The following is a 17,239-nucleotide window of genomic DNA, read 5'->3' as shown; positions in this document are numbered from 1 at the left end:
AGATCACCGATGACTTGAAGACGCCGGCCGGCCGCGCATCCTAGGGATGGGCGTGCCGCAGGCGCCGACGAATGACAGGAAAGACAATGGCAGGGCGCGGCGACAATTCCAGAGCGAAACCGGGTACGGCGGTCGATACGGAACCGTTGCGTCAGGCGATTGCCGGATGCGTGCGATCCGTTGCCGGCGATGCCGAAGTCGAGGTCGTTTTTGCCAATGAGCGGCCGGGCCTTGCCGGCGAACGCATGCGCCTGCCGGAAATATCCAAGAAACCCACCGCACAGGAAATCGCCATTACGCGTGGCCTCGGCGATTCCATGGCGCTGCGCCTGGCCTGCCATGATGCGGATACCCATGCGGTGATGTCGCCGCAGGGTGCGGAAGCACGGCTGATCTTTGACGCCGTCGAACAGGCTCGCGTGGAGTCCATCGGCGCGCTGCGCATGCCGGGCATGGCTTCCAACATCAACGCCATGAACACCGAGAAATATGCCAAGGCGAATTTTTCGGGCATCAGCAACAAGGATGACGCGCCGCTTGCGGAAGCCGTTGCACTTCTGGTGCGCGAGAAGCTGACCGGCGAAAAGCCGCCGGAAAGCGCCGGCAAGGTTGTCGATCTGTGGCGCGATTTCATCGAGGACAAGGCGGCCGGCGACCTCAACGATCTCTCACGCGTTATCACCGACCAGAAGGCGTTTTCGCGGCTGGTGCGCAAGATGCTGACTTCCATGCAGATGGCGGAAGATTTCGGCGACGAGGATAACGAGCCGGAAAGCCAGGAAGCGGAGTCCAACGAGGACCAGCCGCGCACCAACGAGACCGAGGAAGAGCAGGTCGAGGAAGAGGCCGGCTCCGACGCGACGCCCGCCGATGAGAACGAGGCCTCGCAGGAGGAAATGGAAGAAGGCGAGATGGACGGCGCCGAGATGTCGGACGAGGAAATGTCCGACGATCTCGACGAGGATTCCGAAACGCCCGGCGAGACCCGCCGCCCCAACAGCCCCTTCGACGATTTCAACGAGAAGGTCGATTACCGCATCTTCACCGAGGAATTCGACGAGGAAATCCGCGCCGAGGAACTCTGCGACGAGGCCGAGCTTGACCGTCTGCGCGCCTTCCTGGACAAACAGCTCGCCCATCTTCAGGGCGCGGTCGGGCGGCTGGCGAACCGGCTGCAGCGCCGCCTGATGGCGCAGCAGAACCGTTCCTGGGATTTCGATCTGGAAGAGGGTTATCTCGATCCTGCCCGGCTCGTGCGGCTCATCATCGATCCCATGCAGCCGCTCTCCTTCAAGAAGGAGCGCGACACCAAGTTCCGCGATACCGTCGTCTCGCTCGTCATCGACAATTCCGGTTCGATGCGCGGCCGGCCGATCACGGTTGCGGCCACCTGCGCCGATATTCTGGCCCGTACGCTGGAGCGTTCGGGCGTGAAGGTGGAGATCCTCGGTTTCACCACCAAGGCGTGGAAGGGCGGGCAGTCGCGTGAGCAGTGGCTGGCGAACAGCAAGCCCGCTTCGCCGGGCCGCCTCAATGATCTGCGCCATATCATCTACAAGTCGGCCGATGCCCCATGGCGGCGTTCGCGGCGCAATCTCGGCCTCATGATGCGCGAGGGACTGCTCAAGGAAAACATCGACGGCGAGGCGCTGATGTGGGCGCATAACCGCCTGATCGGCCGCCCCGAGCAGCGCAAGATCATGATGATGATTTCGGATGGTGCGCCGGTCGATGATTCCACCCTGTCGGTCAATCCGGGTAACTATCTGGAACGGCACCTGCGCGCCGTCATCGAGCAGATCGAGACACGTTCGCCGGTGGAACTACTGGCAATCGGTATCGGCCATGACGTGACGCGGTATTACCGCCGCGCGGTCACCATCGTCGATGCGGACGAACTGGCCGGCGCGATGACCGAGCAGCTCGCTGCCCTCTTCGAGGATACGAGCGGTGCTTCCGGTTCGTCCCGCAGGATTCGCCGTGCCGGATAAGCGGGGTCGGGCTTCCTCTGCCTGCAAGTCTGTTGCGCTGGCCGCCGTTCTTACGGCGGCTTCGCTGTTTCCCGTTCCCATCGGCGCGTCGACTATCGATGTGCCTGTCAGCGCGCGTCTTCTGTCCGGCTTCGAGGTCGGCACCAGCGAAAAACATTTTGGCAAGCTGGAATTTGTCGGCGGCATGGTGATGAGCGCGCCGGAAAAACTGTTTGGAGCGATATCCTCCATCCGTTTCCGCCCCGATGGGGAGGAATTCGTTGCAGTGCTGGATACCGGCCATTGGCTGACGGGCAGGGTCACGCGCGACGCTCGCGGTGCTTTGTCCGGGCTTGAAGATGCCCGTATCACGCCCATGCTGGACATGAGCGGGCGCGAACCGCCGCGCAAGATGGAAATGGATGCGGAAGGGCTGGCGCTGCGCGACGGCAAGGTGTTCGTCAGTTACGAGCAGCGTCACAGGATCGACATCTATCCCGATCCGGGCTTCGCCACCTCAAAGCCGCTCGCCCGCCTGCCGCACCTCATTCCCAATAACGAGTTGCGCCATAATGGCGGCATGGAGGCACTGGCGGTGTCGCCGGCTAATTCGCCGCTCGCGGGCGCTCTGGTCGTAGTGGCTGAAAAAAGCATCGATACGGACGGCAATCTTCTCGCGGCCATATTGGAAGGTCCGCTGAAGGGCACCTTCGCTGTTACCCATCATCCGTCCTTCGATGTGACGGATGGCGCTTTCCTGCCGAACGGCGACCTGCTGCTTCTCGAGCGGCGCTTCAACTTCGCCGAAGGCGTGGGCATGCGGATCCGCCGCATCCGCGGAGGCGATATCCGGCCGGGTGCCGTGGTGGATGGCGAAATCCTCATGGAAGCGGGCATGGCCTACCAGATCGACAATATGGAAGGCATGGATGTGGTGAAGGGGCCGGACGGCTCAACGCGACTCATCATCGTTTCCGATGACAATCACTCGTTCCTCCAGCGCAATCTTATGCTTGAATTCAAGCTGGTGGAGTGAATATCAGGCCGTCTCCTGCGCTGCCTTGTAGGCAGCCAGCAGATCCTCGACCGGAATGCCGTCGATCTTCATGCCGGTCATCCGGCATGCCGTTATCTGCGCGCCGGACAGGTTTGAATGGCTCAGTTTCAATCCGGTAAAATTGACGTCATCGATTGACCAGCCGGACATGTTGCTGTCCGTAAACGATGCACCGGAAAAGTTGATGTCGTTGAAGCGTGTGCCGGCCAGATTGACGTTTTCGAAGGTGGTTCCCGACAGATTGACGTCATCGAAGCTTGAGCCCGAAAGCGTGGCGCTGGTGGCATCCACAATGTCGATAACATCCTTGATCTGCATGTTGATCCGCCTCCGCGCTGTGACACGGGCGGCAGACTGCAACGCCACCTTTGGGTTTGCAAGCGCGATTTGATCCGCGCGCTCTAACATCAAAATCCGGCTGACGAAAATGTCAGCCCGATTTGACGGCGCCCGGCATCGGCTTCAGCGTGTTCATCAGCGCGCCGTAAGGCAAGAGCATGACGAGGCCGACGAGGACCTTGACGGAAAGATCACCCAGTGCCCAGGAAATCCACCGGGGTGCTTCCAGGGCGAGAACGCCGAGCAGCGGCGCGCTTTCGATGGCGAAGGCATCGTTAGGGCCGACAAAGGAGAAGCTTGCGGCAAAGGCGATGGAGAAGAACAGCGCCGTATCCAGCACCGAACCCAGCATGGAGCCGGCAAGCGGCGCATGCCACCAGCGCTGACGGCGCAGGCGGTTGAAGACCGAAATATCGAGCAGCTGGCCGATCAGATAGGCGGTGCCGGAGGCGACGGCGATGCGGGGGATGGATGTCCAGAAGGACAGCGTGACGCCGACGACGAAGCCGGCAAGCACCACCCGGCGCGCGACCGAGGGGCCGAACTGGCGGTTCGTCAGGTCGGTGACGAGGAAGGCGACCGGATAGGTGAAGGCGCCCCAGGTCAGAAGGTCGCCGAGGTTGATACCAAACAGCGAGCCCGACAGCGGATATTGCACCAGAATATTGGAGGCGACGACGACGAGCGTCATCAGCAGCACGTAGATAAGCGTAAAGCGCAGATAGGGCATTTTTTTATCCTGGGTGATGCCACCAGTTGGAGCCAAACATCGGAGCGAAACGTCTGAAACGGTTTCCGCAAAATCCGATGCAACTAAAATCTGGAACAAACAAAAGGCTTGAGCGGCAAAAGCCATTCAAGCCTTCTGAATATCAGATGATGCGAAGCCGCTATTAAGCAGCTTCAGCCGTCTTCTTGGCGATCTGGCGGCGCAGGAGACGAGCGCGCATGCTCAGTTCGTTTTCGCCGGACTTCAGAAGGAAAGCATCGAGGCCGCCACGGTGTTCAACGGAGCGCAGAGCGGCTGCGGAAACACGCAGGCGGAAGCGCTGGCCGAGAGCATCGGAGATCAACGTGACCTGGCAGAGGTTCGGAAGGAACCGGCGCTTGGTCTTGTTGTTGGCGTGGCTGACGTTGTTGCCCGTCTGGACGCCCTTGCCGGTCAATTCGCATACACGGGACATGGGTACACCTATTTCGTTTCGTCTGTTTCACCACTGGCTCGCCACCGGCGAAACCGGGGTGGCAATCCAACTGGCCATGATTGGAAAGTTGCGGTTCTATAGTCAGACGAGACTTAACAGTCAAGCCGCTCGCGATCAAATCAAAGGAAATTCCGGCGTTTTCAACCGTCGTCCGCTTTTTTATTGCCACAAGTCAGCGTATATGATCGCCCGATAAGGCCGCTTCCGCGCCTCTTTTAAGGTGATATCGAAATGATTGCCAGAGGAAAAAGCATTTTCATGGCCGCTGCTGTAGCGTTTGCGGGCGTCTCCCCCTCGCTCGCCGCCGAAGCGCGCCACACAAGCGAATACAGCATCAATCTCGGCATTTTGCCGATCGCGCGGGCAAGTTTTTCGACTCGCATGAATGGCCCGAATTATTCGATCTCCGGTTCCTTCAGTGCCGCCGGCCTCGCCAGCATTCTGAAGGATATTTCCGGCAAGACGACCGTGTCGGGCGCCAAGCGAGGTCACCGGCTGCAGGCCAATGAATATTCGCTGGTCTACAAGGACGGCAAGCGCGTGCGAACCTATGACGTCGTCTATCGCAACGGCAACGTCACATCGACGACGGTGAAACCCGAGCCGAAGGCCCGTCCGGACAATTGGGTGGATGTGAAGGATCGAGACCTGCGCTCGGTTCTGGACCCGATTTCCGGTCTCATCATTCCCGCGGGCGGCCGCATCTGCCCGACTCGCCTGCCGATCTATGACGGCGAATCGCGACTCGATCTCGTTTTGAGTTCCAGCGGCACCAAGCCTTTCAAGACGAACGGTTTCAGTGGCGACGCCATCGTCTGCAAGGCGCGTTACGTGCCGAAGTCGGGTTACCGGCAGGGACGCAAGGATATCGAATATCTGAAATCGATCTCGATGGAGATATGGTTCGCCAAGTCGAACAATATGGATGTCTATGCGCCCGTTTATGCGATCATTCCAACGCGGGTGGGGCAGGTTTATATCACCGCCACGAAGTACGGCGGCTGACGAAGGTTTGTTGCCGGCTGATTGACGCCCGGCGGTGCGGCGTGTTTCTTCTCCCCGCCGGGGAGAAGGTGGCCCGAAGGGTCGGATGAGGGGGCACGCTCTCCGGATATCTCGACGCTCGCCCCCTGAGGTTACGGCGCATCGCCCGGCGACCAGCCGGGTTCGGCCATGACGAAGCTCGAAAACGCAAAGCCCGGGGAGACGGTGCAGCCGACGAGGGTGAAATCGCCAAGGCTTTCCGCCGATTGCCAGCAATTGGCCGGCACGATCACCTGTGGGCGCTCGCCCTCCAGAATGGCGGGGCCGAGCGTGAAGGTCTGCACTTCCCGGCCGTCCTGCGAAAGATGCAGCGCGATTGGTGCGCCGGCATAATAGTGCCACACCTCCACCGCATCGGTAACCCGGTGCCAGTGCGAGCGTACGCCTTTTTCCAAGAGATAATAGATCGCCGTTGAATGGCCGCGCTCGCCGCCGGCCCTGTCACGGAAGGTCTGGTGGTAGAAGCCGCCCTCGGGATGCGGCTCCAGCCCCAGTTCGCGAATGATCGCCTGCGCGGATATATCCGTTCCCATCAGAAATTGTCCTTGCGCGTGCGGATTTCCGCGAAGACATCGGCATCGGTGGTGCTTTCGAGGCCAAGATGTCTGCGGATACCGGCATCCGCCACGCGCATGTAGGGATTGGTCTGTTTTTCGAGCCCGATGGTGGTGGGGATGGTGAATTCATTTGCCTGTCTTGCCTTTTCCACCCATTCCGCACGTTCGCGCAGCACGGCATTGTCGGGATCGACGGTCAGGGCAAAACGGGCATTGCTCAGCGTATATTCGTGGCCGAAATAGACCTTCGTGTCATCCGGCAGGGCCATCAGCTTCTGGAAGGAATGCCACATATCCGCCGCCGGGCGTTCGAACAGGCGGCCGCAGCCCATGGCAAACAGCGTATCGGCGGCAAACAGCAGCCCGTCATCGGGCAGATAATAACAGATGTGGCCAGCCGTATGGCCGGGTGTGGCGATGACCTGAACGCGGCGTCCGGCAAATTCGAATTCATCGCCATCCGCCTGCGAGCGGTCGAGGCCAGGGATTGCGATCGCCTCGTCATAGGGGCCGTATACCTCGCAGCGGAACTTGTCCTTCAGCGCCAGATTGGCTTCCACATGGTCCTGATGGTGGTGAGTGGTGAAGATATGCGTGAGCTTCCAGCCATGGCCGTCGAGAGCCTGCAGGATAGGGCCTTCTTCCGGCGCGTCGATGGTCGCGGTCGCCCCGCTTTCAGGGTCGTGCAGGAGAACCCCGAAATTGTCGCTACGGCAAAGAAAGACGTCTATTTCCAAAGGTTTCATCGTATCCTCTCCATTTGCCGGCCAAAACCGGCGCATTCGCCCGCCTGACTTTCCCAACTGATTTCCAATGTAAGGGCAGACGCCTTGAAGTCCAACCGCCTGATGCTACATTCTCGCCCATGAATACCGATATCGTCGATCTGCGCGAATTCTATCATTCTCCGCTTGGCCGCTCGGCCGAGCAGGCGATCACCATGGCGCTTTCGACGCTGTGGCCACCCTTGCCGGAAGAGCGGCTGGTCGGCCTTGGTTACGCCGTGCCGTTTCTGGAGCGGTTTCGCCGCGATACGGAGCGCACCTTTGCCTTCATGCCGGCGGGGCAGGGGGCGGTGAACTGGCCGGCGGGCGAGCTATCTTCCACGGCGCTGGTGTTTGACGAGGAACTGCCGCTGCCCGATGCGTCGATCGATCGCGTCTTGATGGTGCATGCGCTGGAATTTGCCGAAAATCCACGCGAAAGCTTGAAGGAACTGTGGCGGGTGCTGGCGCCCGGCGGCCGTCTGGTCATCGTGGTGCCGAACCGGCGCGGGGTCTGGGCGCGCATGGAGCATACGCCCTTCGGTTCCGGCCGGCCCTATTCTCGCGGGCAGCTGACGGCGCTTTTGCGCGAAACCAATTTCACGCCGGGCGCCACCGCCGAGGCGCTGTTCTTTCCGCCCACCACCAGCCGGCCGGTACTGAAGTTCCGCCGTTACCTCGAACATACCGGCCGTCGCCTCTGGCCGCTGTTTTCCGGCGTCATCGTGGTGGAGGCCCAGAAGCGTCTCTATCAGGGATTGCCCGTCACCCAGCGCGCCTCGCGTCGCGTTTTTGTGCCCGTGCTCGCGCCGCAGGGGGTTCCAACGACTCGCGCTGCCACCTCGCAGGGAAAGCCGCGCTGACCCTCGACAAAGCGCCCATTCCGGTCTAATGCCTCCGGCATTGCTTTTGCCGGGTTCTCCGGCGTTTTTCCAAAGGTCGATCAAATGAGTGCAGAGCTTAACCAACCTGTTCCGCGTCCGGGTATTCTGGATATCGCCGCTTATGTTCCCGGCAAGGAACATGGGGACGGCGTCGCGAAGGTTTATAAGCTCTCCTCCAATGAAACGCCGCTTGGGCCGAGCCCGAAGGCGATAGAGGTTTTCAGCAGCGCCGCCAGCCATCTGGAAATCTATCCGGACGGTCAGGCGATCGCGCTGCGTCAGGCGATTGCCGATGTGCATGGTCTCAACATTGCAAACATCCTGTGCGGCAATGGTTCGGATGAGCTTCTCGGCCTGCTTTGCCACGTTTATCTGGGCGCGGGCGATGAGGCGATCATCACCGAACACGGTTTTCTCGTCTACAAGATCCAGATCATGGGTGCGGGCGCGACCCCGGTGACGGTGAAGGAAAAGGATTGCGCTGTCGATGTGGATGCGATCCTCGCCGCCGTGACGCCGAAGACCAGGATGGTTTTCATCGCCAATCCCGGCAATCCCACCGGCACCTATGTTCCCGTCGCGGAAATCCGCCGCCTGCAGGCCGGGCTGCCGAAACATGTCGTGCTGGTGCTGGATGCGGCCTATGCCGAATATGTCCGCAAGAATGACTACGAAGCCGGGCTGGAGTTGGTTTCCGGCAACCGCAACGTGGTGATGACCCGCACCTTCTCCAAGGTTTACGGTCTGGCCGCACTGCGTGTGGGCTGGATGTATGCCCCGGTGGATATTATCGATGCGCTGAACCGCGTGCGCGGCCCCTTCAACATGAGCGCGCCGGCCATCGCGGCCGGGGCTGCGGCCATCCGTGATCAGGCCTTCGTAGAGAAGGCCGTGGCGCACAATACGCTGTGGATGGAAAAGCTGGTCACGGCCTTTACCGGCCTCGGCCTCACCCTCACGCCTTCGGTCACCAACTTCATCCTCATCCATTTCCCGGACCAGGACGGCAAGCGGGCGACGGATGCCGATGAGTTCCTGAGCCGTCGCGGTTACATCCTGCGTGCGGTGCGCGGTTACGGCTTCCCCAATGCGCTGAGAATGACCGTCGGTTCCGAAGAGGCCAATCTCGGCGTCATCGCTGCTCTCACCGAGTTCATGGGGCAGGCGTGATGGGGGAAATCATGTTTGAACGCATCGCGCTGATCGGCATCGGCCTGATCGGTTCGTCGATTGCCCGCGATATCAAAGAGCTGGGGCTTGCCCGCCACGTGACGATTTCCACCCGCAGCGAAGACACGCTGAAACGGGCGGAAGAACTGGCGCTCGGCACGGATTACACGGTTTCGGCGGCGGAAGCGGTGAAGGATGCCGATCTCGTCATCGTTTCGGTGCCGGTCGGTGCCTCGGAAAGCGTCGCGCAGCAGATCGCACCGCATCTGAAACCGGGCGCCATCGTCACCGATGTCGGCTCCACCAAGGCCTCGGTCATCGCGCAGATGGCCCCGCATATGCCTGATAACGTGCATTTCATTCCCGGCCATCCGCTGGCGGGTACGGAAAAATCCGGCCCGGATGCCGGCTTTGCCGGCCTCTTCCGCGAGCGCTGGTGCATCTTCACGCCGCTGCCGGGCACGGATGCCGAGGCTCTGGAAAGCCTGAAGGATTTCTGGCGGGCGCTCGGTTCGCGCGTGGATGAAATGGATGCCGAACACCACGACAAGGTTCTGGCGATCGTTTCGCATCTGCCGCACATCATCGCCTACAACATTGTCGGCACGGCGGATGATCTGGAGACGGTGACCGAATCGGAAGTCATCAAATATTCCGCTTCCGGTTTCCGTGACTTCACCCGTCTGGCCGCCTCTGACCCAACCATGTGGCGCGATGTCTGCCTGCATAACAAGGATGCGATCCTTGAGATGCTGGCGCGGTTTTCCGAAGACCTCGCCTCGCTGCAAAGGGCGATCCGCTGGGGAGAGGGCGACAAGCTGTTCGAACTGTTTTCCCGCACCCGCGCCATCCGCCGCTCGATCGTCCAGGCCGGTCAGGATGTCGACGCGCCGGACTTTGGGCGTCACGCGCTGGATCAGAAGAAGTAGGGCGCATTTAGTCTCCCTCTGTCATCCTCGGGCTTGACCCGAGGATCCACGATCCGACGCAGCATGGATCCTCGGGTCAAGCCCGAGGATGACAGAGGGTATAAATCAACTGCTCAAATCGGCGGAATCTTGCCCAGCGGAATGAAGCCGCTGACGGTGGCGCGGCCGCGATCCACTACGAGGTCGACGGATGCCCTGTCGCCGCCGCCGGCCAGCGCGCCGAGCAGCTTGCGGGCGGTATCGATGGTGGATTGCAGCTGCGGAAACGCCTGTTTGGCATTGTCCGACCATGCGCCGAGCTTTTCGATTTCCAGCTTGAACTGACCGGAGAGATAACCCTCATTGTCGAAGGAGAAGGGGCCGCTGATGTGCATGGTGCGACCCTCGCCAATATCGGCCACCAGCCGGCGAAGTTCGCCGCTCGTGCCATATAGGCCGGATTTGTCGCTGCCATCCACCATGCCCGCCTTGCCCGCGAGCGTGACATCCAAGATGGCGTCGAGGCGCGGAAGAACCTGCGGCCAGTCCTTGATAACGGTCGCCGACTTGGTAAGCGTGATCGCCCCATCGAGATCGGCGCCGTTCTGGCGCAGGTGCATCTCCGTCTTGACGGCATCGAAGTCGATCGTCTGGCCGGTGACGGAGGAAACCGCCTGCGCTTTCAGCCCGTCGATGACGAGCGAGCTGCGGTCGATGCCCTTCAGCTTGGTGACGATGCTGGACTGCATGTTCTGCCAGGCGGCCGAAATCGTCAGCCCGTGGGCGGAGCGGATTTCCGCGGGCGAATCGAGCTCCCAGACGATATGCCCGGGATTATAGACCTGGGCTGCCGAGCGAAGTTCGCCGAAGGAAGCGGAAACGCCGTTCTCCTTGTCATCCACCGTTACCTTGGAGCAGAAGAGGCCGATGCGGAAGGGATAGCCCTTGAAGGCGATATCGCCGCAATCGCCGCTGACGCTGCGGGCCTGCGAGGGGGCAATGACGTTCAGCACCGTCTGCTTCAGCCGCTCGGCGGCATAAAACCACCCGGCGGTGTAAAGTCCGATGACCACGAGGATGGCGACGGCGAGCCAGAGGAATTTTTTGGCCGTGCCGGATTGGCTTGACGCTGCCATATTGATCTCCGATGAACAGACTTCAGGGAATTTTGATTTGGCTTGGGATATGGACGATTTTTGGGTCTTTGGCTACGGTTCGTTGATGTGGAACCCCGGCTTCGCTTTCGAGGAGCGGCAGCAGGCCCGGCTGCACGGTTATCGGCGCTCGCTCTGCATCAGTTCCAATTTTTACAGAGGCACGGATGAAAAGCCCGGCCTCGTCCTCGGTCTGGAGCGCGGCGGTTCCTGCCTTGGTGTCGCTTTCCGCGTGCGGGGAGAGGACCACGATCCCGTCATGGCCTATCTGCGCGAGCGCGAACTGGTGACGAATGTCTACAAGGAGCGGGTGGTTTCCATTGCGCTCGCCAATGGCCGGCGCGGCAGTGCGGTGACCTATGTGGCCGATCCCGCGCATGAGCAATATATCGGCGGCCTCGGCGTTGCCGAATCGGCTGTCATCATCGCGGCCGCCACCGGTCGTTCCGGGCCGAACACGGATTATGTCTTCAACACCGTGCAGCATCTGCAGGAGATGGGCATTCGCGACTCCCTGCTGGAGAGCATCGCAAAAAATGTCGGCACACTCGCCGCTCAGCCGGCGGCGGTGTCCTTGCCCTGAAGTTCGGCGATCCGCTTCACGGCGGTCGGCGGCAGCGGCAAATGCGGGTTGTTGCGCACGGTTTCCAGAAGCAGCTCGTCGCTCGCCTTTTCCGTCACGTCGATCAATCGCTTGAAAAACACGTCGGGGTCGAGCCCCGGCTCGATGGCCGGCAGAATGCGCACCTTGAAATGGCCGGGATAACGCATGGTGGACCGGCGCGGCCAGAAGAGACCGGGATGCATGGCAACGGGAATGACCGGCACCTGAAGGTCACGGTAAAGCCTTGCTATGCCGTAACGATATTCAGGCTCCGCGCCCGGCGGGCGGCGCGTGCCTTCGGGATAGATGATGAGTTCGCGGCCTGCGGCCATTTCCTCTTTCGCCCGCTCCATAACCTTCAGCATCACCTTGCCGCGCGCGGCGCGGTTGACCGGGATCATGCGCTGTTTCATCACATACCAGCCAAACAGCGGAATCCACATCAGCTCCCGTTTCAGAATATAGACGGGGTCTGGCAGATTGGGCAGCAGCGCGTAGGTATCCCAGAAGGATTGATGCTTGGGGGCGAAGATGCAGCCGGTTTCCGGAATATTCTCCAGCCCCTCGATTTCAAATGTGGTGCCGACGATGGTTTTCATCAGCCAATGGTTGGATCGCGCCCAGTTCTTGGGGATTTCAAAGGCGATCTTGCGCGGCAGGATGAAATAGATCGGCGTCAGCACGATCATGCGGACAATCAGATTGAGGTAAAACAGCGTATTGAAAAGAAAAGAGCGCAGTTTGAGCATCAACAGCCTTCCCGGGATGCAGCCGTCCCGAAACTTTGAGCGTCTCGATGCCGGATGCCGATGCCAGACGCCTACACGAAAACAAGGGGCGGCAGCAAGCGTGTTTCTGGATGCTTACGACGAAGCCGCCGTGACTTTCGGCGGGGCGTGATCCGTGGCGGCCTTGCGCAGGCCATCGCCCTTGCCGAAGCCGGTGAGGTCCCGTCCGGCCGCAGCCACGAACTTCAGATATTCATAGAGCATGGTTCTCACCACATCCGGCTCCACGAACCAGTTGGTGCGGGCGAGATCGGCGCTGATGACGGGATAGGCGATGAATTCCGTCTGCGGGCTGGCGCTGCGCAATTCATGCAGGCTGCGATGCATGTGGTAATTATTGGTGACGACGACAATGGAGGAATAGTTGTGATCGCGTATCCAGCTTGCCGCCTCATTGGCGTTGCCGATCGTGTCGATCGCCTTGTAGCCCATATCGACGCAGCAGGAGAACATGTCGGAAGACCCTTGAGTCATCTTGCGGATCTGCGAGCGGGTTGTGGCCGGGTTGACGCCGGAGATTAAAAGCCGCTTGCCCACGCCGTCCCGGAGCAGGCCGACCGCCTGTTCGATCCGCTGATAACCCCCGGTAAGCACGATGATGGCATCCCCTCTCGCTCCCTCGGGCGGACGCATGGAGGCGACGGAATCGGCAAACCACAGGAAACCGCCGGAAAACGCACCCAGTGCGACGACGCAAAGCAGGATGAGGCCGCGAATAAAACGGCGCAGAGGACCACGCCGCGACAACAGGCCCTTCCTGGCCGGCCGCACCGTCGTCTGATCCTGGTCCATCCGACTCACAAACATTCCTCCTGAATACTCGCCGATTAAGGCAAGGAACAGGCATTTTTGTCCACCGTCCGCAGGTTACATCCGGCGTGTGACGGTTTCAGTTTTCCCGCAGGATTCCGGGGGGCATTCTCACGATGCAAGGCCGTCGCTTTTCGATGGATCGGACCGGACACGGTCGATATCGTCGATGGTGCGGATAACGGTCATGCGCGCCGTGATGGTGGTGAGGAGCGCGATGATGATCATCGTCATGGCGATGCCGAGATAACCGCCGAGACCGACCGAAAACGAGCCGAAAAGTGCGCTTGCCTGATCGCTTTGTGGCGTCGCGACCGTGCTCGACTGCCAGAAACCGGCGACGAGGAACACGGCGGCGGCCAGCGCGCTGCCTGCCGCGGCGCCCTTGAGGCTGATCTTCAAAAAGTGCTTCTGGAATTCGCGCGCCACAAAGCTGCTTTCGGCACCGACGAAATGCAGCACCTCGACAATGTGCCGGTTGCCGGAAAGCGCGCCGCGCGTGGCGAACACCACCGTCAGCACCATGGCGGTGAAGACGAGGATGAGGACGCCGACGCCGATCATGACGGTGGTTCTGGCCATGGAGACCAGCCTGTCGACCCAGGTGCGGTGGTCGTCGAGAAAGGCTTGAGGAATTTCCGCCTTCAGCATGTCCCGCATCGCCTGGAAATCGGGCGGGTTGTTTTCATCGATGGTGATGACGACGAGACGCGGCACCGGCAGTTCGGAAAGATCGAGACCGCTGCCGAGCCATGGCTCCAGCAGACGCGATGTCGCCGCATCGTCGAGGATCGTGCCATCGCGCGTGCCGACAAAGGTGAGCGCCAGATTGCGCGCCTTGGAGAGCGCCGCATCCATGTCCAGCCCGTCTTCAGGCTTGATCTGGATGGTGATCTCGCGGGAAATCTGGCTCTGCCAGGTGGCGGCGGTGGCGCGCACCATGGAGACGGCGCCAAGGGTGAGGCAGGCGAGAAAGGCCATGATGGCGATCACCACCATCAGCGCATTACCCTGAATATTGGAGGGCGGCAGGATGGGCGCCATCGGTCGGATGCGCATGGGCGGGCGTTTCGGCTGCGCCGCTTCCGGCTTCAACGGTTTGCGGTTGATCTCATTCATAGATGTCGAGCCGCCCTTCAGTCAGGATCATCCGGCGCGCATCGATCTGGTCCATCAGGCCAAAATCATGGGTGGCGATGACGACGGCCGTGCCCAGCCGGTTGAGTTCCAGGAAAAGGTTGAGAAGGCGCTTGGCCATCGGCGGATCGACGTTGCCGGTCGGCTCGTCGGCCAGCAATATTTCCGGCTGGTCCATCAGCGCGCGGGCGATGGCGGCGCGCTGCTTTTCCCCACCGGAAAGAATGGCCGGCAGTACGTTGATACGCTCGCCGAGCCCGACCCATTTCAGAAGCTCGATCACGTCGTTGCGATAGGCGCTCTCTTCCTTGCCGCGCACGCGCAGCGGCAAAGCGACATTCTCATAGGTGGTCAGATGATCGAGCAGCCGGAAATCCTGAAACACGATGCCGACGCGGCGGCGCAGCATCGGCAGCTCGCTGCGCGGAATGCGCGACACATCACGATTGAACATGCGGATATTGCCGCGGGTGGGCTGGAGCGACATCAAAAGCAGGCGCAGCAGCGTCGTTTTGCCCGCACCCGAAGGGCCGGTCAGAAACTGGAACGAACCCTTGGGAATATCGAAGGTCATGTCCCTCAGGATCTCGGGTCCCATGCCGTAACGCAACCCGACATTTTCGAAATGGATCAACGGACTTCCAGTCTCTTCGTTTCGTGGTGGTTCGCAAGCCGCCGGCGCATGAGGCCCGGACGGCGCGGGTTTAACCCGGTTCCGGTGGCCTGTGCGAGCCGTTTTTGCGAAGCATTAACCAATTAAATTTAAAACTTGGCAGGATTCGTTGCAATGCCCAGTTTTGCGGGCCGGAAAACCTCACCCAAGGAATTCTATGGCTATGTTCCGTTCATCTCGCCGGCAAGCGGCATTCGATTTTGACCTCCTGATGCCGGAAACGCCGGCGCGCCGCACGGCGCGGGCGACAAATCCCGACCGCGATGTGGTAGACGCGGAATTTGTCACCATCAAGGAAAACCGTGCGCGCCGGCCCGGAAATGACAATCGTGGCGCAGCGCGCCGGCAGATGGAAAAACCACCCGTCACCCTTGCCATGCTCTGCCTCGCTTTCATCGGCTGGGTGGATCGCAGATTGTCGCGCCTGTCGGCCGATGCCTATTCGGCGCTGGTGGCCGGGCTTGCCATTTTTGTCTTCGTCTGTTCGGGCGGTCTGTCTGTCGTCATACCGGAAAAGACGGCCGTTGCGGCCTCGGTCAATCCGCTTGCCATTTCCCATGTCACCGTGACCCCGCAAGAGGCTGGCGGCATGGATATCCTGCTCATCAACGGCATCGTGGAAAACAATGGCGGCCATCTGGAAGAGGTGCCGGCCCTTCGCGCCGATCTCTTCGCCGCCAAGGGACAGCTGGTGGCGAGCATGGTCATCGAACCGCCGGTCAAAGAGATGCAGCCGGGTTTCAGCCATGGTTTTTCGGCAAAGTTGCGCCATCCCGGTGGAAAAACGCCTGACATCAAGCTTTCCTTCGTTGAGGCGGGTGCGTCCGAACGCTGACTGTGCTAACGCGTGTCTTCTATTTTTACTGAAAGGTAAAATCGGCAAGACGCAGCACAGGAGTAAGAATGCCCGTCGTCCGTGGAAAAAACATCGAGCCGCTTTATAGCGCCGAGCAGATCGCCGAGCGCAATCGCGATATGGCCAAGCACATTGCCAGCGGCCCGACCAAGGATTTGCTGGTCATCGCCGTGCTCAAGGGATCGTTCATTTTCGCGGCCGATCTTATCCGCGCGCTGCATGACAGCGGTCTTGCTCCGGAAGTCGAGTTCATCACGCTCTCTAGCTATGGCGCCGGCACGGTGTCCCAGGGCGTCAGGATCGTCAAGGATATCGACAGCGACGTGAAGGACCGCGATGTCCTGCTGATCGACGATATTCTCGAATCCGGCCGCACGCTGCGTTTCGCCAAGGAACTGCTTTACGAGCGTGGCGCCCGCAACGTCACCATCGCCGTGCTGCTCGACAAGAAGGTGAAGCGCAAGGAAGATCTGGAGGCCGATTATGTCGGTTTTGAATGTCCAGATTATTTCGTCGTGGGTTACGGCATGGATGTCGCTTATGCCTTCCGCGAACTGCCCTTTGTCGGCGTTGTGACCGGCGACGCCTGAGCATATTTGCCGTGCCGGAACGGCACAGGGCGGAGACGCCTCATTAACCATTCACCCAGCCAAAGCCTGGGTGTTTACCTCTTGAAAAGAGGAGCCTGCGATGTTGCTCACGGCTGGAAATGATGCCCAGGAGCAATGAGTAATGGCAAAGATTCTGATTACCGAAGACGAGGATGCGCTGCGTTCTTTCGTGGCGCGGGCGCTCCGTCTCGACGGTCACGAGACCTATGAGGCGGCGGATGGCGAGCAGGGGCTGGAGAAGCTCCAGGAAACCAGTTTCGATCTTCTTCTTTCGGATATCCGCATGCCGGTCATGGATGGCATCGAGCTGGCGCACCGCGCCGCCGAACGCTTCCCGGCCATGCGCATTTTGCTGATGACGGGTTATGCCGAACAGCGCGAACGTGCGGACGATCTGGCGGAGAAGATTGTCGACGTCGTCTCCAAGCCCTTCGCGCTTCCGGATATTCGCAAGGCCGTGGCGCGCGCGCTTGCGGCCTGATTGATAAGGGCGAAGAGATTGAAAGGGCGGCTGTTAGGCCGCCTTTTTTGTTGGTCGGCCTCTGGCTCAGCGCAGTTCCCTACTTCCGTCATTCCGACCTTGAGCCGGAATCCAGCCAGCCCAAGTCCTTGGGCTGAAAGAACTCTTTCCGCCGCGCAGACGCGCGTCAGCTGGATGCCGGATCAAGTCCGGCATGACGGAAAAGTTTAAGCTCTAAGGACGTATCG

The 17,239-nt window shown here is 60.6% G+C and carries 20 protein-coding genes; 10 read left to right on the top strand and 10 right to left on the bottom strand.

Annotated elements, in window-relative coordinates; genetic code table 11:
- The first annotated feature begins 86 nt into the window (after positions 1 to 86).
- Positions 87 to 1,991 carry a cobaltochelatase subunit CobT gene (gene cobT / locus AC5YUO_RS17885; protein WP_400814030.1) on the top strand — a complete coding sequence of 635 codons (1,905 nt, stop codon included), beginning with the start codon at positions 87 to 89 and terminating at the stop codon, positions 1,989 to 1,991.
- Positions 1,981 to 3,006 carry an esterase-like activity of phytase family protein gene (locus tag AC5YUO_RS17880; protein WP_496156198.1) on the top strand — a complete coding sequence of 342 codons (1,026 nt, stop codon included), beginning with the start codon at positions 1,981 to 1,983 and terminating at the stop codon, positions 3,004 to 3,006. The genes cobT and AC5YUO_RS17880 overlap by 11 nt, the downstream gene beginning before the upstream one ends.
- Positions 3,007 to 3,009: 3 nt before the next feature.
- Here AC5YUO_RS17880 and AC5YUO_RS17875 read toward each other — a convergent pair whose 3' ends face one another.
- From AC5YUO_RS17875 to rpmB, 3 genes are all read right to left on the bottom strand, one after another.
- Positions 3,010 to 3,345 carry a pentapeptide repeat-containing protein gene (locus AC5YUO_RS17875; protein ID WP_496156197.1) on the bottom strand — a complete coding sequence of 112 codons (336 nt, stop codon included), beginning with the start codon at positions 3,343 to 3,345 and terminating at the stop codon, positions 3,010 to 3,012.
- 112 nt (positions 3,346 to 3,457) lie between these two features.
- Entirely contained in the window at positions 3,458 to 4,096 is a 639-nt protein-coding gene (locus AC5YUO_RS17870; RefSeq protein ID WP_496156196.1) for a queuosine precursor transporter, read from the bottom strand.
- Positions 4,097 to 4,259: 163 nt separating this feature from the next.
- Positions 4,260 to 4,550 (bottom strand): 50S ribosomal protein L28, encoded by a 291-nt coding sequence (rpmB, locus tag AC5YUO_RS17865; protein WP_003509888.1) that lies wholly within the window; start codon positions 4,548 to 4,550, stop codon positions 4,260 to 4,262.
- A gap of 252 nt (positions 4,551 to 4,802) precedes the next feature.
- Here rpmB and AC5YUO_RS17860 point away from each other — a divergent pair, with 252 nt between their 5' ends.
- Positions 4,803 to 5,576 carry a DUF3108 domain-containing protein gene (locus AC5YUO_RS17860; RefSeq protein WP_496156194.1) on the top strand — a complete coding sequence of 258 codons (774 nt, stop codon included), beginning with the start codon at positions 4,803 to 4,805 and terminating at the stop codon, positions 5,574 to 5,576.
- 131 nt (positions 5,577 to 5,707) lie between these two features.
- On the opposite strand, the gene AC5YUO_RS17855 is transcribed toward AC5YUO_RS17860, so the two are convergent.
- Both AC5YUO_RS17855 and gloB read right to left on the bottom strand, forming a co-directional pair.
- Positions 5,708 to 6,148 (bottom strand): cupin domain-containing protein, encoded by a 441-nt coding sequence (locus AC5YUO_RS17855; RefSeq protein ID WP_400813917.1) that lies wholly within the window; start codon positions 6,146 to 6,148, stop codon positions 5,708 to 5,710.
- Complete coding sequence (gene gloB, locus AC5YUO_RS17850) at positions 6,148 to 6,918, bottom strand: hydroxyacylglutathione hydrolase (protein WP_496156193.1); 771 nt, start codon at positions 6,916 to 6,918, stop codon at positions 6,148 to 6,150. The genes AC5YUO_RS17855 and gloB overlap by 1 nt, the downstream gene beginning before the upstream one ends.
- A 119-nt stretch (positions 6,919 to 7,037) precedes the next feature.
- Here gloB and AC5YUO_RS17845 point away from each other — a divergent pair, with 119 nt between their 5' ends.
- From AC5YUO_RS17845 to AC5YUO_RS17835, 3 genes are all read left to right on the top strand, one after another.
- A complete protein-coding gene (locus AC5YUO_RS17845) occupies positions 7,038 to 7,799 on the top strand; it encodes a class I SAM-dependent methyltransferase (protein WP_400813922.1) in 762 nt (253 codons plus the stop codon).
- 84 nt (positions 7,800 to 7,883) lie between these two features.
- Positions 7,884 to 8,990, top strand: coding sequence for a histidinol-phosphate transaminase (hisC, locus tag AC5YUO_RS17840; protein WP_496156192.1), 1,107 nt, complete (start codon positions 7,884 to 7,886; stop codon positions 8,988 to 8,990).
- A complete protein-coding gene (locus tag AC5YUO_RS17835) occupies positions 8,990 to 9,919 on the top strand; it encodes a prephenate/arogenate dehydrogenase family protein (protein ID WP_496156514.1) in 930 nt (309 codons plus the stop codon). Before hisC ends, AC5YUO_RS17835 begins: the two co-directional genes overlap by 1 nt.
- A gap of 113 nt (positions 9,920 to 10,032) precedes the next feature.
- Here the strand turns inward: AC5YUO_RS17835 and AC5YUO_RS17830 are convergent, their stop codons facing one another.
- A complete protein-coding gene (locus AC5YUO_RS17830) occupies positions 10,033 to 11,034 on the bottom strand; it encodes a DUF2125 domain-containing protein (protein WP_496156191.1) in 1,002 nt (333 codons plus the stop codon).
- 49 nt (positions 11,035 to 11,083) lie between these two features.
- On the opposite strand from AC5YUO_RS17830, the gene AC5YUO_RS17825 reads away from it, so the two are divergent.
- Complete coding sequence (locus AC5YUO_RS17825) at positions 11,084 to 11,635, top strand: gamma-glutamylcyclotransferase (protein WP_496156190.1); 552 nt, start codon at positions 11,084 to 11,086, stop codon at positions 11,633 to 11,635.
- On the opposite strand, the gene AC5YUO_RS17820 is transcribed toward AC5YUO_RS17825, so the two are convergent.
- The 4 genes from AC5YUO_RS17820 to ftsE form a co-directional block, all read right to left on the bottom strand.
- Positions 11,608 to 12,405, bottom strand: a complete 798-nt coding sequence (locus AC5YUO_RS17820; protein ID WP_400813934.1) for a lysophospholipid acyltransferase family protein — start codon at positions 12,403 to 12,405, stop codon at positions 11,608 to 11,610. The genes AC5YUO_RS17825 and AC5YUO_RS17820 overlap by 28 nt on opposite strands.
- 114 nt (positions 12,406 to 12,519) lie before the next feature.
- Entirely contained in the window at positions 12,520 to 13,236 is a 717-nt protein-coding gene (locus tag AC5YUO_RS17815) for a YdcF family protein (protein ID WP_400814034.1), read from the bottom strand.
- Between the two features lie 129 nt (positions 13,237 to 13,365).
- Positions 13,366 to 14,373, bottom strand: coding sequence for a cell division protein FtsX (locus tag AC5YUO_RS17810; RefSeq protein ID WP_400813937.1), 1,008 nt, complete (start codon positions 14,371 to 14,373; stop codon positions 13,366 to 13,368).
- The gene (gene ftsE, locus AC5YUO_RS17805) at positions 14,366 to 15,025 is read right to left on the bottom strand and encodes a cell division ATP-binding protein FtsE (protein WP_003497447.1); all 660 of its coding nucleotides are present in this window, start codon (positions 15,023 to 15,025) and stop codon (positions 14,366 to 14,368) included. The genes AC5YUO_RS17810 and ftsE overlap by 8 nt, the downstream gene beginning before the upstream one ends.
- A gap of 202 nt (positions 15,026 to 15,227) precedes the next feature.
- Here ftsE and AC5YUO_RS17800 point away from each other — a divergent pair, with 202 nt between their 5' ends.
- The 3 genes from AC5YUO_RS17800 (at position 15,228) to AC5YUO_RS17790 (ending at position 17,012) form a co-directional block, all read left to right on the top strand.
- Positions 15,228 to 15,899 carry a hypothetical protein gene (locus tag AC5YUO_RS17800; protein WP_496156189.1) on the top strand — a complete coding sequence of 224 codons (672 nt, stop codon included), beginning with the start codon at positions 15,228 to 15,230 and terminating at the stop codon, positions 15,897 to 15,899.
- Between the two features lie 68 nt (positions 15,900 to 15,967).
- Positions 15,968 to 16,510, top strand: a complete 543-nt coding sequence (hpt, locus tag AC5YUO_RS17795) for a hypoxanthine phosphoribosyltransferase (RefSeq protein WP_077985217.1) — start codon at positions 15,968 to 15,970, stop codon at positions 16,508 to 16,510.
- 142 nt (positions 16,511 to 16,652) lie between these two features.
- On the top strand, positions 16,653 to 17,012 hold the full coding sequence (locus tag AC5YUO_RS17790) for a response regulator (RefSeq protein ID WP_496156188.1): 360 nt from the start codon (positions 16,653 to 16,655) through the stop codon (positions 17,010 to 17,012).
- The last annotated feature ends 227 nt before the right edge of the window (positions 17,013 to 17,239 follow it).

The organism is Agrobacterium sp. LEGMi-208b, from assembly GCF_059511785.1.
This window is presented reverse-complemented; position numbering and strand designations above follow the sequence as displayed.

What these genes read in the sequence shown, in the direction of transcription:
- cobT (WP_400814030.1), top strand. Translation starts at nt 87, where the DNA reads ATGGCAGGGCGCGGCGACAATTCCAGAGCGAAACCGGGTACGGCGGTC.
- AC5YUO_RS17875 (WP_496156197.1), bottom strand. Translation starts at nt 3,345, where the DNA reads ATGCAGATCAAGGATGTTATCGACATTGTGGATGCCACCAGCGCCACG.
- AC5YUO_RS17870 (WP_496156196.1), bottom strand. Translation starts at nt 4,096, where the DNA reads ATGCCCTATCTGCGCTTTACGCTTATCTACGTGCTGCTGATGACGCTC.
- rpmB (WP_003509888.1), bottom strand. Translation starts at nt 4,550, where the DNA reads ATGTCCCGTGTATGCGAATTGACCGGCAAGGGCGTCCAGACGGGCAAC.
- AC5YUO_RS17860 (WP_496156194.1), top strand. Translation starts at nt 4,803, where the DNA reads ATGATTGCCAGAGGAAAAAGCATTTTCATGGCCGCTGCTGTAGCGTTT.
- AC5YUO_RS17855 (WP_400813917.1), bottom strand. Translation starts at nt 6,148, where the DNA reads ATGGGAACGGATATATCCGCGCAGGCGATCATTCGCGAACTGGGGCTG.
- gloB (WP_496156193.1), bottom strand. Translation starts at nt 6,918, where the DNA reads ATGAAACCTTTGGAAATAGACGTCTTTCTTTGCCGTAGCGACAATTTC.
- AC5YUO_RS17845 (WP_400813922.1), top strand. Translation starts at nt 7,038, where the DNA reads ATGAATACCGATATCGTCGATCTGCGCGAATTCTATCATTCTCCGCTT.
- hisC (WP_496156192.1), top strand. Translation starts at nt 7,884, where the DNA reads ATGAGTGCAGAGCTTAACCAACCTGTTCCGCGTCCGGGTATTCTGGAT.
- AC5YUO_RS17835 (WP_496156514.1), top strand. Translation starts at nt 8,990, where the DNA reads ATGGGGGAAATCATGTTTGAACGCATCGCGCTGATCGGCATCGGCCTG.
- AC5YUO_RS17830 (WP_496156191.1), bottom strand. Translation starts at nt 11,034, where the DNA reads ATGGCAGCGTCAAGCCAATCCGGCACGGCCAAAAAATTCCTCTGGCTC.
- AC5YUO_RS17825 (WP_496156190.1), top strand. Translation starts at nt 11,084, where the DNA reads ATGGACGATTTTTGGGTCTTTGGCTACGGTTCGTTGATGTGGAACCCC.
- AC5YUO_RS17820 (WP_400813934.1), bottom strand. Translation starts at nt 12,405, where the DNA reads ATGCTCAAACTGCGCTCTTTTCTTTTCAATACGCTGTTTTACCTCAAT.
- AC5YUO_RS17815 (WP_400814034.1), bottom strand. Translation starts at nt 13,236, where the DNA reads ATGGACCAGGATCAGACGACGGTGCGGCCGGCCAGGAAGGGCCTGTTG.
- AC5YUO_RS17810 (WP_400813937.1), bottom strand. Translation starts at nt 14,373, where the DNA reads ATGAATGAGATCAACCGCAAACCGTTGAAGCCGGAAGCGGCGCAGCCG.
- AC5YUO_RS17800 (WP_496156189.1), top strand. Translation starts at nt 15,228, where the DNA reads ATGTTCCGTTCATCTCGCCGGCAAGCGGCATTCGATTTTGACCTCCTG.
- hpt (WP_077985217.1), top strand. Translation starts at nt 15,968, where the DNA reads ATGCCCGTCGTCCGTGGAAAAAACATCGAGCCGCTTTATAGCGCCGAG.
- AC5YUO_RS17790 (WP_496156188.1), top strand. Translation starts at nt 16,653, where the DNA reads ATGGCAAAGATTCTGATTACCGAAGACGAGGATGCGCTGCGTTCTTTC.